Consider the following 13,971-nt stretch of genomic DNA (forward strand, 5'->3'; position numbering starts at 1 on the left):
CCGCCGGCACGGTAAAATGCCGTCTTTGCAGACACATTTTCCTGGGAAGCCATGGCCGGACACAGCAAATGGGCCAATATTCAGCACCGCAAAGGGCGCCAAGACGCCAAGCGCGGAAAGCTCTGGACCAAGATCATTCGTGAAATCACCGTGGCGGCGCGCGCCGGCGGCCCCGACCCGGACAGCAACCCGCGCTTGCGCATGGCTTGGGACAAGGCAACCGACGCCAACATGCCCAAGGACAACATCCAGCGCGCCATCCAGCGCGGCGCCGGTGGCGCCGACGGCGAAGCCTACGAAGAAGTCCGCTACGAAGGCTACGGCATCGGCGGCGCGGCCGTGATCGTCGACTGCATGACCGACAACCGCACCCGCACCGTGGCCGAAGTCCGCCACGCCTTCTCCAAGAACGGCGGCAACCTCGGCCAGGAAGGCTCCGTGGCCTTCATGTTCAAGCACTGCGGCCAATTCGTGTTCGCCCCCGGCACCCCGGAAGACAAGGTCATGGAAGCCGCCCTCGAGGCCGGCGCCGAAGACGTCACCACAGACGAAGAAGGCGTGATCGAAGTCGTCTGCGCCCCGTCCGACTACGCCGCCGTGCGCAAGGCGTTCGACGACGCCGGCCTGAAGGCCGAAGTCGACGGCATCGTCATGAAGGCCCTGAACGAAACCGAACTGGCTGGCGACGACGCCGCCAAGATGCAGAAACTGCTCGACGCGCTGGAAAGCCTGGACGACGTGCAGGAAGTCTATACGAACGTCGTTTTCGACGAAGCGCAGTAAATCCCCCTTTTCCTGGCGCGCAGGCGGCACCGCCCGCCATCGCGCCAGGGTGTAATCCGGATCCGCGCCGTATCGGATCCGTTGCCTTCTCCACGGGCCAGGGCCCCTCACGGATCCTGGCGTGGCAACCACTCAGACTCACGCAACATGAAACTCCTGGTAATTGGCTCGGGCGGCCGCGAACATGCCCTCGCCTGGCGGCTGGCCCGCTCCCCGCGCGTACACAAGGTGTACGTCGCCCCGGGTAACGGCGGCACGCAACGGGCCGAGCAGATGGAGAACATCGCGCTCACCAATGCCGAGGAACTGGCCGATTTCGTCCAGCGCGAGGGCATCGCCCTGACGGTCGTCGGCCCCGAGGCCCCGCTGGCCGCCGGCGTCGTCGACGTCTTCCGCGCACGCGGCCTGAAGATCTTCGGGCCCACCAAGGCCGCCGCGCAGCTCGAAAGCTCCAAGGACTACGCCAAGGCCTTCATGGTCCGGCACAACATCCCGACCGCGCGCTACGAGACCTTCACCGATCCGGCCAAGGCCCACGCCTACATCGACCAGGAAGGCGCCCCCATCGTGATCAAGGCCGACGGCCTGGCGGCCGGCAAGGGCGTCGTGGTCGCCGCGACGCTGGAAGAAGCGCACGCCGCCGTCGACGCCATGCTGGGCGACGGCTCCATGGGCGAAGCCGGCGCCCGCGTCGTCATCGAGGAATGCCTGGTCGGCGAGGAAGCCAGCTTCATCGTCATGTGCGACGGCCGCAACGTGCTCGCCCTGGCCACCAGCCAGGACCACAAGCGCCTGCAGGACGGCGACCGCGGCCCCAACACGGGCGGCATGGGCGCCTATTCGCCCGCGCCCATCGTCACCCCCGAACTCCACCACCGCATCATGCGCGAAATCATCCTGCCCACCGTGCAGGGCATGACGCGCGACGGCATCCCCTACACCGGCTTCCTGTACGCCGGCCTGATGATCGCCCCCGGCGATGATCCCGACCGCGACATCAAGACGCTGGAATTCAACTGCCGCATGGGCGACCCCGAAACCCAGCCCATCATGATGCGCGTCAAGAGCGACCTGCTGGATGCCCTGGAGCATGCGGTGGAAGGCACGCTCGACCAGGCCGACATCGTCTGGGACCGCCGCACCGCCCTGGGCGCCGTGCTGGCCGCGCACAACTATCCGAACACCCCGCGCACGGGTGACGTCATCCGCGGCCTGCCCGCCGACGCCGAAGACTGCATGGTCTTCCATGCGGCCACCAAGCTCGACGGCGACGAAACCAAGACCACCGGCGGACGCGTGCTGTGCGTCACGGCGCTGGGCGATTCCGTCAAGATGGCGCGCGACCGCGTCTACGAAGCCATCGACGGCATCCACTTCGACGGCCGCCAGTACCGCACCGACATCGGCTGGCGCGCGCTCAAGCCGTCGCAGCAAAAGCCCAAGTCCAACGCGTAATCCGGAACCGCCCATGACCGCTCTGCCCGTCTCCGCCGTCCGGGACTACCTCACCGGCCTGCAGGCCCGCATCGTGGGTGCGCTGGAAGCGGCCGAGGGCGGCCCCTTCCGCGCCGACGAATGGGTGCGGCCCGAGGGCGGCGGCGGGCTGTCGCGCCTGCTCGAAGGCGGCCAGCTCTTCGAACGCGCGGGCGTGCTGTTCAGCCATGTCCAGGGCACCAAGCTGCCTCCGTCCGCCAGCGCGCACCGTCCCGAGCTTGCCGGCCGCTCCTGGGAGGCCATGGGCGTGTCCATGGTGCTGCATCCGCGCAATCCCTACGTGCCCACCACGCACATGAACGTGCGCATGTTCGTCGCCGCGGCCCGGCCCGGCCATGACGAGGCCGACGTCTTCTGGTTCGGTGGGGGCATCGACCTGACCCCCTACTATCCTTTCGAGGAAGACGCGCGCCACTTCCACACGGTATGCCGGGATGCGCTGGCGCCCCACGGGCCCGATTACTACCCGCGCTACAAGCGCTGGTGCGACGAATACTTCTTCCTCAAGCATCGCAACGAAACCCGCGGCATCGGCGGCGTCTTCTTCGACGACCTGAACGCCCCCGGCTTCGATGCCTCCTTTGCCCTGACCCGCTCGGTCGGCGACGCCTTCCTGGACAGCTACCTGCCCATCGTAGAAAAGCGGCGCGGCATCGCCTACACCGAGCACGAACGCGATTTCCAGGCCTATCGGCGCGGCCGCTACGTCGAATTCAACCTGGTCTTCGATCGCGGCACGTTGTTCGGCCTGCAATCCGGCGGGCGCACCGAATCGATCCTGCTGTCCATGCCGCCGCTGGCCCATTGGCGCTATGACTGGCAACCGCAAGCCGGCACGCCCGAGGCCGAACTGGCCGCGTACCTCAAACCGCGGGACTGGGTTTGAAGCGCATCGGCCTGCTGGGCGGCAGCTTCGACCCCGTCCACGTCGCCCACATCGCCCTGGCCCAGAACGCCCTGCAATCGCTCGGCCTGGCCCAGGTGCAACTCATCCCCGCCGCCAATCCCTGGCAGCGGGCCGCACTGAACGCGACCGGCGAGCAGCGCCGCCAGATGCTGGAACTGGCCATCGCCGGCCACCCCGGCCTGGCGGTCAATCCCATCGAAATCGAGCGCGGCGGCGCCACCTACACCATCGACACGCTGCGCGCCCTGCCGCAGGACGCGCGCTATGTGTGGCTGCTGGGCGCCGACCAGCTCGCCAATTTCTGCACCTGGCGCAACTGGCGCGACATTTCCAGCCTGGTCGACCTGGCCGTGGCCACCCGCCCCGGCACGGCGCTCAGCGCACCGCCGGAACTGGCGCAATGGCTGCGGGAACAAGGCCGCGAACTGCAGGAACTGCCTTTCCCGCCCATGCCGGTCTCGGCGTCCGACATCCGTCGGCGGCTGGCGCAGGGCGAATCCACCGACGGACTGCTCGACGCTCGCGTCGCCGCGTATATTGCAGCGCACAAACTCTACCGATAAACCCCTTCCCGCCCGGCGCCACCGGCCAGCCTGCGCTGCCATCGCGCGCATCGAGCGGGTTATATTTGCAGCTATGGATATACAGAAACTCCAACGCGCCGTCATCGACGCCCTCGAAGACGTCAAGGCGCAAGACATCAAGGTCTTCAACACCACGCATCTGACCAGCCTGTTCGATCGCGTCGTGATTGCAAGCGCCACCTCCAACCGCCAGACCCGCGCGCTCGCATCCAGCGTCGCCGACCGCGGCCGCGCCATGTCGCTCACCGGCATCACCATCGAAGGCGAAGACACCGGCGAATGGGTCGTCGTCGACCTGGGCGATGTCGTCGTGCACATCATGCAGCCGGCCATCCGCCAGTACTACAACCTGGAAGAAATCTGGGGCGGCAAGCCGGTGCGCGTGAAGCTGCTGCCCGACTCCACCCGGCCCGCCCCTGTCGCCAGCGACAGCGGCAACGGCTACGACGACGCCGAAGACTGAGCGCGTCGTGAAACTGATCGTCGTTGCGGTGGGCACGCGGATGCCGGACTGGGTGCAGACTGCCTGGGACGACTACGCAAAACGCCTGCCCGCCGACTGCGCGCTGGAACTGCGCGAGATCAAGCCCGAACCCCGCACCACCGGCAAGACGCCGGCTCAGATGATGGCGGCCGAAGCCAAGCGTATCGAGGCGGCCCTGCCCGCCAATGCGCTGCGGCTGGCGCTGGACGAGCGCGGCCGCGACCTCACCACCATGGCGCTGTCGCAAAAGCTCGAACAATGGCGCGCGGGCGGACAGGATGTCGCGTTTCTCGTTGGCGGGCCCGATGGCCTGGACCCCGGCCTGAAGGCCTCCGCCAGCGGCCAACTGCGCCTGTCGTCGCTGACATTGCCGCACCCCATGGTGCGTGTCGTCCTGGCCGAACAGCTCTATCGCGCCTGGGCCATCATGACCAACCATCCCTATCACCGCGCCTGACCGCCGCTGGCGGCGCCCGCCCTGTGCACCGCATGACCGACACCGCCGACACTTCCCTGCCCGCCCCACGCCTCTACCTGGCCTCCGCCAGCCCGCGCCGGCGCGAACTGCTGACGCAGATCGGCCTGGCGCACGAAGTCCTGCTCGTGCCCGCGCCGCCTGGCGAAGACGAGCCGCAGCACCCGGGCGAGCGCGCCGCCGACTACGTACTGCGCACGGCCCGCGACAAGGCCGTGCGCGGCCGCGACTGGATGCGGTCGCAGCCCTTGCCCGCCTTGCCCCTGCTGGCGGCCGACACGACGGTCATCCTCGCCGGCGAGGTGCTGGGCAAGCCGGCCGACCGCGCCGACGCCCTCCGCATCCTGCGCGCGCTGTCCGGCTCGACGCATGAAGTCCATACGGCGGTCGCGGTGTGGACCGGCGATCGCTTGCTGGACGCCGTCTCCATCACCGAGGTCCGCATGCGCGAACTGGGAGACGACGAAATCGGGCGCTACTGCGACAGCGGAGAACCCTTCGGCAAGGCTGGCGCCTACGGCATCCAGGGCTTGGCCGGCGCCTTCATCTCACATATCTCGGGCAGCTACACGGGCGTCATGGGCCTGCCTTTGTTTGAAACGGCCAATCTGCTTCGCGAAGCCGGCATCCCGGTGCCTTGAACGCGGCGTCGCCCCAATGAAAAATCCCCCGGCACCGCGAGGCGCCGGGGGATTTTTTTTCAGGCCGTGCGCGGTTATGCGCAAGCCGGGTTTGCCGCGCCGAAGTACCATCCCCGGCGCGATCGCGTTCAGCTCTGCCGCACCGGCTCGCCAAGGGCGACCTGCGGCGGTTGTGCCCCGGCGGGCGTACCGGCGCTCTCCAGTGCGGTGTGCAACTGCTCCTGGTCCAGTTCGCCTTCCCAACGCGCCACGACCACGGTGGCGGTCGCGTTGCCGACCAGGTTGGTCAGCGCGCGGCATTCCGACATGAAGCGGTCCACGCCCAGGATCAACGCCATGCCGGCCACCGGCACCGACGGCACCACCGACAGCGTCGCGGCCAGGGTAATGAACCCCGCGCCCGTCACGCCGGCCGCGCCCTTGGAGCTGAGCATCGCCACCAGCAGCAAGAGGATCTGGTCGCCCAGCGACAGCGGGATATCGCAGGCCTGGGCAATGAACAGCGCGGCCATCGTCATATAAATGTTGGTGCCGTCCAGGTTGAACGAATAACCGGTGGGCACCACCAGGCCGACCACCGACTTCGAGCAGCCCGCCCGTTCCATCTTCTGCATCAGCGTGGGCAATGCGGCTTCGGACGAGCTCGTGCCCAGCACCAGCAGCAGTTCTTCGCGGATGTAGCGCACCAGCTTGAAAATCGAAAATCCGTTGTAGCGGGCCACCAGGCCCAATACGACCACGACGAACAACACCGACGTCGCGTAGAACGTCCCCACCAGCATCGCCAGGTTGATGACGGACTTGATGCCGTACTTGCCGATGGTGAAGGCCATCGCGCCGAACGCGCCGATCGGCGCCGCCTTCATCAGGATCGCCACCATCTTGAAGATAGGCTGCGCCAGCGCGGTCATGAAATTCAGGATCGGCTTGCCGCGCTCGCCCACCATGGCCAGCGAAATACCGAACAGTACCGCCACGAACAGCACCTGCAGGATGTCGCCACCGACGAACGGACTGAAGATCGTCGTCGGAATCACGTTCATCAGAAAGCCGGTGATGGTCGAGTCGTGCGCCTTCGCGACGTAGCCGGACACCGCCTTCTGGTCCAGCGTCGCCGGGTCGATGTGCATGCCGGCGCCCGGCTGCACGATATGGCTCACGATCATGCCGACGATCAACGCCAGCGTGGAAAACACCAGGAAGTACAGCATGGCCTTGCCCGCCACCCGTCCAACCTTCTTCAGGTCGCTCATGCCGGCGATGCCCGTCGCGACGGTCAGGAAAATGACCGGCGCGATGATCATCTTCACCAGCTTGATGAACGCGTCGCCCAGCGGCTGCATCTGCTGGCCCAGCTCGGGCTTGAATGCGCCCAGCAGGATGCCGACCACGATGGCGAAAATGACCTGGACGTACAGGATTTGATAGAACTTGAGCTTGCGCGCAGGCGCGCTGTGATCCACTTCGATCATTGGGATTGTCCCCACCTGGGCCCCTTGCTCCGCGCGGGTTGGCGCGGGCGACGTCGGGGCGTTATCTGTTTTATGGCCATGCGTTCCAGCTGCCAGCCGATTTCACCGCGCGTGTGCCGGGCGGCTTGCAGGTATATATGCAATAGCCGTGCCAAGATCGGCAAAGGGCTGGCATCCCCACAACCCATTGATATTCATGGGCTTTTGAAATCTCCCCGGGCCTGCATCCGGCGTTTTTCGGCGGAATTCCGCACAGAAACCCGCTAGAATGTGCGGAAAATCGCACACCATGAACGCTTACCCTCCCGCCTCCGCTCCCCCCTCTCCCCCATCCGCCCGCCAGCGCCGGGGGTCATGGCCATGGCGAGCCGCGTGGGTATGCGTGGCTGTCGGGTTCGCCGCCGTCGCGCTGTACGCGGCCGCGCAGTGGGCCCGCGACCGCGCGCTCGGCGAAGCCGCCATCCAGGCCCGCAGCGCCGGCCAGATCCACGCCGCCCTCCTGCGCAACAACCTCGACAAATTCAGGGCGCTGCCATTCGTGCTGACCCAGGACGTGGACCTGCGCGCGGCCCTGCAAGGGGCCGGCAAGGCACAGATCGAAGCGCTCGACCAAAAACTCGAGGCCCTCAGCCGCGGAGTGGGCGCGTCGGCGATTTACGTGCTCGACAAAAAGGGCCTGGCGATCGCCGCAAGCAACTGGCGCGAGCCCGCGACCTTCGTCGGGGTCGACTACGAATTCCGGCCGTACTTCCAGGGTTCGGTCACCCGCGGCTCGGCCGAGCATTTCGCGCTGGGCACGGTCAGCCACGAAGCCGGCCTCTACCTCGCGCGGCGCGTGGACGGCCCGCAAGGCGCCATGCTGGGCGTCGTGGTGCTGAAGGTCGACTTCCGGGATCTCGAATCGGACTGGCGGCAAGCCAACGCCGCCATCTTCGTGACCGACGAGCACGGCGTCGTGCTGCTCGGCAACCTGCCCGACTGGCGTTTCAAGGTGCTGGCGCCGCTCGCGCCCGCCCTCGCGCAATCCCTGCGCACCAGCCTGCAGTTCGGCGATGCCAGGTTCCAGCCGCTGCCCGTCACGCCGCCGCTCCAGGCCGCCAGCAACGGCCAGCTCGTGCGCACGGAAGACGCCTTGCCGCGCGCCGCCGCCGGCACCGCGTTGCTGCACACCACCTTGCCTGTCATCGAATCGCCAGGCTGGACGCTGCACCAGTTGTCGCCCGTGCAAGCGGCCGTCAACCAGGCCACCGCCAACGCCCAATTGGGCACGGCGCTGGCGCTCAGCATGCTGGCGGCGTTGGTGAGCATGGTGCTGTACCGCCGTCACCGCAACCTCGAACGCGCGGAGCAGCAAGCCGCCATCCAGCAACAGCTGGCGGCGTTGGTCGACCAGCGGACGGCGCAATTGCGCGACGTGAACGAACAGCTCGTCCAGGAAATGGACGAGCGCCAGCGCGCCGAGTCCCAGCTTCACACCATGAAGGATGAACTGGTGCAGGCCAGCAAGCTCGCACTGCTGGGCCAGGTGGCGGCGGGCGTGGCGCACGAAATCAACCAGCCCGTGGCCGCCATCCGCGCGTACGCCGACAACGCCGGCGAATTCCTGCGGCGCCGCGACGAGGGCGCCGTCCAGGAAAACCTTGGCACCATCGCTGCCCTGACCGACCGCATCGGCCACATCACTGGCGAGCTCCGCGCCTTTTCGCGCAAGGCGGGCGCCACGGTCGGGCCGACCGACCTGATGGAAGCATTGGAAGGCGCGCTCTTGCTGGTGGGCCCGCGCGCCCGGCGGCAGGGCGTCGTCCTGCAGAGCCCGCCCCGCAGCACGCACTGCAGCGTGCAGGCCAACCGGGTCCGATTGGAGCAGGTGCTGGTCAATCTGCTGCAGAACGGCCTGGAAGCCCTTGAAGGCCTGCCGGAGGGCAGGATCGTCCTGACCCTGCACGATGCGGGGGAAACCGTGCTGCTATACGTTCACGACAACGGCCCGGGGCTGTCGGACGCGGCGCGCGCGCACCTCTTCACGCCATTTCACACCACCAAGCCGGACGGCCTGGGCCTGGGCCTGGTCATCAGCCGCGACATCGTCGCCGAGTTCGGCGGAGAGCTGCGCGCCGCCTATCCCCCGGACGCCGGCTCCTCCTTCCCCGCGGCGCCTGACCGCGGCGCCCTGTTCATCCTGACCCTGCGCAAGACGCCGGCTCAACATCCTGCATCGAGCAACAGCCATGACCCGCGCTCCTGATTCCCAAACGCCCGCCAATGGTCCGCCCGCCGCAGGTCCGACCGCCGCAGGGTCGCCCACCGCAGGGTCGCCTGCCGCAGGGTCGCCTGCCGCAGGTTCGTCCGACGACAGCCTGCCCCGGCCTGCCGCTCCGCGCGTCGTCTTTATCGACGACGACGAGGAGCTGCGCCGCGCGGCCGTGCAGACCCTCACGCTTCACGGCATCCAGACCGATGCACACGCCCGCGCGCGCGCCGCGCTGCCCGCATTGGACCGCGACTTCGACGGCGTGGTCGTCACGGACATCCGCATGCCCGACATGGACGGGCTCGAACTCTTCCAGCGACTGCGCAACGTGGATGCCGACATCCCGGTCATCCTCATCACCGGCCATGGCGACATCGCCACGGCGGTTCAGTGCATGCGGGAGGGCGCATACGACTTCCTGTCCAAGCCCTACCCCGCCGACCGCCTGGTCGCGGCCATCCGGCACGCTGCCGAAAAACGCCGTCTGGTCCTCGAAAACCGACGCCTTCGCGAAGCCGCATTCGCCGTCGAAGCCGATGAAGTGCCATTCATCGGCACCACCCCCGCCATGCAACGGATCAAGCAGACCTTGCGCCACATCGCGGACGCCGACGTGGACGTGCTCGTCGAAGGAGAAACCGGCACGGGAAAAGAGGTCGTCGCCACGGCACTGCATCGCCTCAGCCGCCGCAGGCACCGCGCGCTCGTCGCCATCAACTGCGGCGCGCTCCCCGAAAGCGTGATCGAAAGCGAACTCTTCGGGCATGAAGCCGGCGCCTTCACCGGCGCCCAGAAAAAACGCATCGGACGCATTGAACACGCCAGCGGCGGCACCCTGTTCCTCGACGAAATCGAAAGCATGCCGCTCGCCTTGCAGGTCAAGCTGCTGCGCGTGCTCGAATCGCGGCAGATCACGCCGCTGGGCAGCAACGAAGTGCGCAACCTCGACCTGCGCGTCGTCGCAGCGACAAAGGAAGACTTGGGCAGCCCCGCCCTCCGGGCCAAGTTTCGCGAAGATCTGTTTTACCGCCTGAACGTCGTCACGATACGGCTCCCCCCGCTGCGCGAGCGCCGGGAGGACATTCCCCTGCTCTTCGCCCACTACCTGGGCCACGCCTCCCGCCGCTTCCACCGAGACATTCCCGACATGCCCGCAGCGATCCGCCAGCATCTCATGACCCACGATTGGCCGGGCAACGTGCGCGAACTCGCCCACTTCGCAGAACGCTTCGTGCTGGGCGTCTTGAACGATCCGCCCCTAGAGCCCGTTCCGGCGCAAGCCGGCTCGCTCAGCCTGCCCGAGCGCATGGAACGGTACGAAGCCCAAGTCATCCGCGACGCGCTCGCCGCGCACCAAGGCGACATCAAAGCCACCCTCGACGCGCTCGGCATCCCCCGCAAGACCTTCTACGACAAACTCCAACGCCACGGCATCGACCGCCAGGAATACGTCGGCACGCAGCCCCGAGCCCCGCTGTGACCGGAGAACGTCTGTCCAAATAAAAAACCCCTCGCGGCGCAAGCCGCGAGGGGTTCAATCAATCAATTCACTCTGCACAAAAAACAAACCCCCGCAGGGTATCCCTGCGGGGGTTTGCACAATAAAAGCCTGACGATGACCTACTTTCACAGACGTCCGTCCACTATCATCGGCGCAAAGGCGTTTCACTGTCCTGTTCGGGATGGGAAGGAGTGGTACCACCTTGCTATGGTCGTCAGGCGTAACGGGTTGAGCGGTTGCGGGTTAAGGCAACGGCTCCAATCTTGGAAGAAGCGCAACGTGTGGTGGTCAGAGCTTGGGCTCGATGATCACGCACAGTGGGTGTAATTGGTGTTGGCTGGCTGCTGACGGGGCAGCCAGTAATTTGTATTGAACGACACTTGGAACGCTATACACCAGGTCATAACCATCAGTGTTATAGGATCAAGCCTCACGGGCAATTAGTATCGGTTAGCTTAACGCATTACTGCGCTTCCACACCCGACCTATCAACGTCCTGGTCTCGAACGACCCTTCAGGGGGATCAAGTCCCCGGGATACCTAATCTTCAGACGAGTTTCCCGCTTAGATGCCTTCAGCGGTTATCTCTTCCGTACTTAGCTACCCGGCAATGCCATTGGCATGACAACCGGTACACCAGAGGTACGTCCACTCCGGTCCTCTCGTACTAGGAGCAGGCTCCGTCAAGTATCCAACGCCCACGGCAGATAGGGACCAAACTGTCTCACGACGTTTTAAACCCAGCTCACGTACCTCTTTAAATGGCGAACAGCCATACCCTTGGGACCGGCTACAGCCCCAGGATGAGATGAGCCGACATCGAGGTGCCAAACACCGCCGTCGATATGAACTCTTGGGCGGTATCAGCCTGTTATCCCCAGAGTACCTTTTATCCGTTGAGCGATGGCCCTTCCATTCAGAACCACCGGATCACTATGTCCTGCTTTCGCACCTGTTCGACTTGTCAGTCTCACAGTCAAGCACGCTTATGCCATTGCACTATCAGCACGATTTCCGACCGTACCTAGCGTACCTTCGAACTCCTCCGTTACACTTTGGGAGGAGACCGCCCCAGTCAAACTGCCCACCATGCACTGTCCCCGATCCGGATAACGGACCAAGGTTAGAACCGCAAACAAACCAGGGTGGTATTTCAAGGATGGCTCCACGTGATCTGGCGACCACGCTTCAAAGCCTCCCACCTATCCTACACAGGCCGGTTCACAGTCCAATGCAAAGCTACAGTAAAGGTTCATGGGGTCTTTCCGTCTAGCCGCGGGTAGATTGCATCATCACAAACACTTCAACTTCGCTGAGTCTCAGGAGGAGACAGTGTGGCCATCGTTACGCCATTCGTGCAGGTCGGAACTTACCCGACAAGGAATTTCGCTACCTTAGGACCGTTATAGTTACGGCCGCCGTTTACCGGGGCTTCGATCAAGAGCTTGCACCCCATCACTTAACCTTCCGGCACCGGGCAGGCGTCACACCCTATACGTCGACTTTCGTCTTTGCAGAGTGCTGTGTTTTTAATAAACAGTCGCAGCCACCGATTCTCTGCGACCCCATCATGCTAAGCGCGCAGGCGCTTCACACTACCGGGGTATACCTTCTCCCGAAGTTACGGTATCAATTTGCCGAGTTCCTTCTCCTGAGTTCTCTCAAGCGCCTTGGAATATTCATCCCGTCCACCTGTGTCGGTTTGCGGTACGGTCTCGTACAGCTGAAGCTTAGAGGCTTTTCTTGGAACCACTTCCAATCACTTCGCAAGCAATGCTCGCTCGTGCCATACCCTTGATTTACGCGCCCGGATTTGCCTAAGCGCCATCTTCGATACAGCAACAGGGACATCCAACACCCTGATGATCTTCCGCGATCCGTCCCCCCATCGCACTGTACGACGGTGCTGGAATATTAACCAGCTTCCCATCAGCTACGCATCTCTGCCTCGCCTTAGGGGCCGACTCACCCTGCGCCGATGAACGTTGCGCAGGAAACCTTGGACTTACGGCGAGGGGGCTTTTCACCCCCTTTATCGCTACTCATGTCAGCATTCGCACTTCTGATACCTCCAGCAGCCTTTACAAGCCACCTTCGCAGGCTTACAGAACGCTCTCCTACCGCGTGCACAATGTGCACACCCGCAGCTTCGGTTTATCGCTTAGCCCCGTTACATCTTCCGCGCAGGACGACTCGATCAGTGAGCTATTACGCTTTCTTTAAAGGATGGCTGCTTCTAAGCCAACCTCCTGACTGTCTATGCCTTCCCACTTCGTTTCCCACTTAGCGATAATTCGGGACCTTAGCTGGCGGTCTGGGTTGTTTCCCTCTTGAGTCCGGACGTTAGCACCCGGTGCTCTGTCTCCCAAGCTGTACTTGCGGGTATTCGGAGTTTGCCATAGTTTGGTAAGTCGCCATGACCCCCTAGCTATAACAGTGCTCTACCCCCCGCAGTAATACTTGAGGCACTACCTAAATAGTTTTCGGAGAGAACCAGCTATTTCCAGATTTGTTTAGCCTTTCACCCCTATCCACAGCTCATCCCCTAATTTTTCAACATTAGTGGGTTCGGTCCTCCAGCACGTGTTACCGTGCCTTCAACCTGGCCATGGATAGATCATCTGGTTTCGGGTCTACACCCAGCGACTGAATCGCCCTATTCGGACTCGCTTTCGCTACGGCTTCCCTATTCGGTTAACCTTGCCACTGAATGTAAGTCGCTGACCCATTATACAAAAGGTACGCAGTCACCCCACAAGGAGGCTCCTACTGTTTGTATGCATACGGTTTCAGGATCTATTTCACTCCCCTTCCGGGGTTCTTTTCGCCTTTCCCTCACGGTACTGGTTCACTATCGGTCGATCACGAGTATTTAGCCTTGGAGGATGGTCCCCCCATCTTCAAACAGGATTTCACGTGTCCCGCCCTACTTGTCTTACGCTTAGTTCCACACACAAAATTTCATCTACAGGGCTATCACCTGCTACGGCCGGACTTTCCATTCCGTTCGATTATCTTGCATGCTAAAACGTAAAGGCTCTTCCGATTTCGCTCGCCACTACTTTCGGAATCTCGGTTGATTTCTTTTCCTCGAGCTACTGAGATGTTTCAGTTCACCCGGTTCGCTTCCACTAGCCTATGTATTCAGCTAGGGATACCGCATTGCTGCGGTGGGTTTCCCCATTCGGATATCTGCGGATCAAAGCTTGTTTGCCAGCTCCCCGCAGCTTTTCGCAGGCTACTACGTCCTTCATCGCCTGTGATCGCCAAGGCATCCACCATATGCACTTAGTCGCTTGATCCTATAACGCTGTAGGCTATAGGACCTGAGTATTAGCGTTTGTGCCGTTCATAAGTTTCAAAGCAGTCTGAGGCTTAT

At 63.8% G+C, this 13,971-nt stretch carries 11 protein-coding genes and 2 rRNA genes; 9 read left to right on the top strand and 4 right to left on the bottom strand.

The genetic code is table 11. From position 1 onward, the window contains the following. Positions 1-51 precede the first annotated feature (51 nt). The 7 genes from ACZ50Q_RS19810 (at position 52) to ACZ50Q_RS19840 (ending at position 5,368) form a co-directional block, all read left to right on the top strand. Positions 52-783: a YebC/PmpR family DNA-binding transcriptional regulator gene (locus ACZ50Q_RS19810; protein WP_076519863.1), complete on the top strand. Its 732-nt coding sequence runs from the start codon at positions 52-54 to the stop codon at positions 781-783. Positions 784-930: 147 nt separating this feature from the next. Continuing rightward, positions 931-2,238, top strand: coding sequence for a phosphoribosylamine--glycine ligase (purD, locus tag ACZ50Q_RS19815; protein ID WP_464079361.1), 1,308 nt, complete (start codon positions 931-933; stop codon positions 2,236-2,238). A gap of 13 nt (positions 2,239-2,251) precedes the next feature. Further along, positions 2,252-3,163, top strand: coding sequence for an oxygen-dependent coproporphyrinogen oxidase (gene hemF / locus ACZ50Q_RS19820; RefSeq protein ID WP_464079362.1), 912 nt, complete (start codon positions 2,252-2,254; stop codon positions 3,161-3,163). Then, positions 3,160-3,747, top strand: a complete 588-nt coding sequence (gene nadD / locus ACZ50Q_RS19825) for a nicotinate (nicotinamide) nucleotide adenylyltransferase (protein WP_076519860.1) — start codon at positions 3,160-3,162, stop codon at positions 3,745-3,747. Before hemF ends, nadD begins: the two co-directional genes overlap by 4 nt. Positions 3,748-3,820: 73 nt before the next feature. Beyond that, positions 3,821-4,231 (top strand): ribosome silencing factor, encoded by a 411-nt coding sequence (rsfS, locus tag ACZ50Q_RS19830; protein WP_092582270.1) that lies wholly within the window; start codon positions 3,821-3,823, stop codon positions 4,229-4,231. Between the two features lie 7 nt (positions 4,232-4,238). Beyond that, positions 4,239-4,709, top strand: coding sequence for a 23S rRNA (pseudouridine(1915)-N(3))-methyltransferase RlmH (gene rlmH / locus ACZ50Q_RS19835; RefSeq protein ID WP_076519858.1), 471 nt, complete (start codon positions 4,239-4,241; stop codon positions 4,707-4,709). Between the two features lie 32 nt (positions 4,710-4,741). Next, positions 4,742-5,368: a Maf family protein gene (locus tag ACZ50Q_RS19840; RefSeq protein WP_464079363.1), complete on the top strand. Its 627-nt coding sequence runs from the start codon at positions 4,742-4,744 to the stop codon at positions 5,366-5,368. A 128-nt stretch (positions 5,369-5,496) separates the two neighbouring features. On the opposite strand, the gene ACZ50Q_RS19845 is transcribed toward ACZ50Q_RS19840, so the two are convergent. Next, positions 5,497-6,840, bottom strand: a complete 1,344-nt coding sequence (locus ACZ50Q_RS19845) for a dicarboxylate/amino acid:cation symporter (RefSeq protein WP_092582272.1) — start codon at positions 6,838-6,840, stop codon at positions 5,497-5,499. Positions 6,841-7,108: 268 nt separating this feature from the next. On the opposite strand from ACZ50Q_RS19845, the gene ACZ50Q_RS19850 reads away from it, so the two are divergent. Further along, on the top strand, positions 7,109-9,085 hold the full coding sequence (locus ACZ50Q_RS19850; protein WP_464079364.1) for a sensor histidine kinase: 1,977 nt from the start codon (positions 7,109-7,111) through the stop codon (positions 9,083-9,085). On the opposite strand, the gene ACZ50Q_RS19855 is transcribed toward ACZ50Q_RS19850, so the two are convergent. Continuing rightward, positions 9,043-9,180, bottom strand: coding sequence for a pentapeptide repeat-containing protein (locus ACZ50Q_RS19855; RefSeq protein ID WP_464082017.1), 138 nt, complete (start codon positions 9,178-9,180; stop codon positions 9,043-9,045). The two genes, ACZ50Q_RS19850 and ACZ50Q_RS19855, sit on opposite strands and share 43 nt — an antisense overlap. A gap of 17 nt (positions 9,181-9,197) precedes the next feature. On the opposite strand from ACZ50Q_RS19855, the gene ACZ50Q_RS19860 reads away from it, so the two are divergent. After that, the gene (locus ACZ50Q_RS19860) at positions 9,198-10,571 is read left to right on the top strand and encodes a sigma-54-dependent transcriptional regulator (RefSeq protein WP_464082018.1); all 1,374 of its coding nucleotides are present in this window, start codon (positions 9,198-9,200) and stop codon (positions 10,569-10,571) included. Positions 10,572-10,698: 127 nt separating this feature from the next. Here ACZ50Q_RS19860 and rrf read toward each other — a convergent pair. Together rrf and ACZ50Q_RS19870 are read right to left on the bottom strand one after the other, a co-directional pair. Further along, positions 10,699-10,811 (bottom strand): 5S ribosomal RNA (rrf, locus tag ACZ50Q_RS19865). A gap of 200 nt (positions 10,812-11,011) precedes the next feature. Continuing rightward, positions 11,012-13,894, bottom strand: a 23S ribosomal RNA gene (locus tag ACZ50Q_RS19870). Positions 13,895-13,971: the final 77 nt, after the last annotated feature.

This window comes from Achromobacter sp. T5-5, from assembly GCF_055397965.1.

Coding starts and splice junctions, on each gene's coding strand:
- hemF (WP_464079362.1), top strand. CDS start 2,252: ATGACCGCTCTGCCCGTCTCCGCCGTCCGGGACTACCTCACCGGCCTG.
- ACZ50Q_RS19845 (WP_092582272.1), bottom strand. CDS start 6,840: ATGATCGAAGTGGATCACAGCGCGCCTGCGCGCAAGCTCAAGTTCTAT.
- ACZ50Q_RS19840 (WP_464079363.1), top strand. CDS start 4,742: ATGACCGACACCGCCGACACTTCCCTGCCCGCCCCACGCCTCTACCTG.
- rsfS (WP_092582270.1), top strand. CDS start 3,821: ATGGATATACAGAAACTCCAACGCGCCGTCATCGACGCCCTCGAAGAC.
- ACZ50Q_RS19810 (WP_076519863.1), top strand. CDS start 52: ATGGCCGGACACAGCAAATGGGCCAATATTCAGCACCGCAAAGGGCGC.
- purD (WP_464079361.1), top strand. CDS start 931: ATGAAACTCCTGGTAATTGGCTCGGGCGGCCGCGAACATGCCCTCGCC.
- ACZ50Q_RS19850 (WP_464079364.1), top strand. CDS start 7,109: ATGTGCGGAAAATCGCACACCATGAACGCTTACCCTCCCGCCTCCGCT.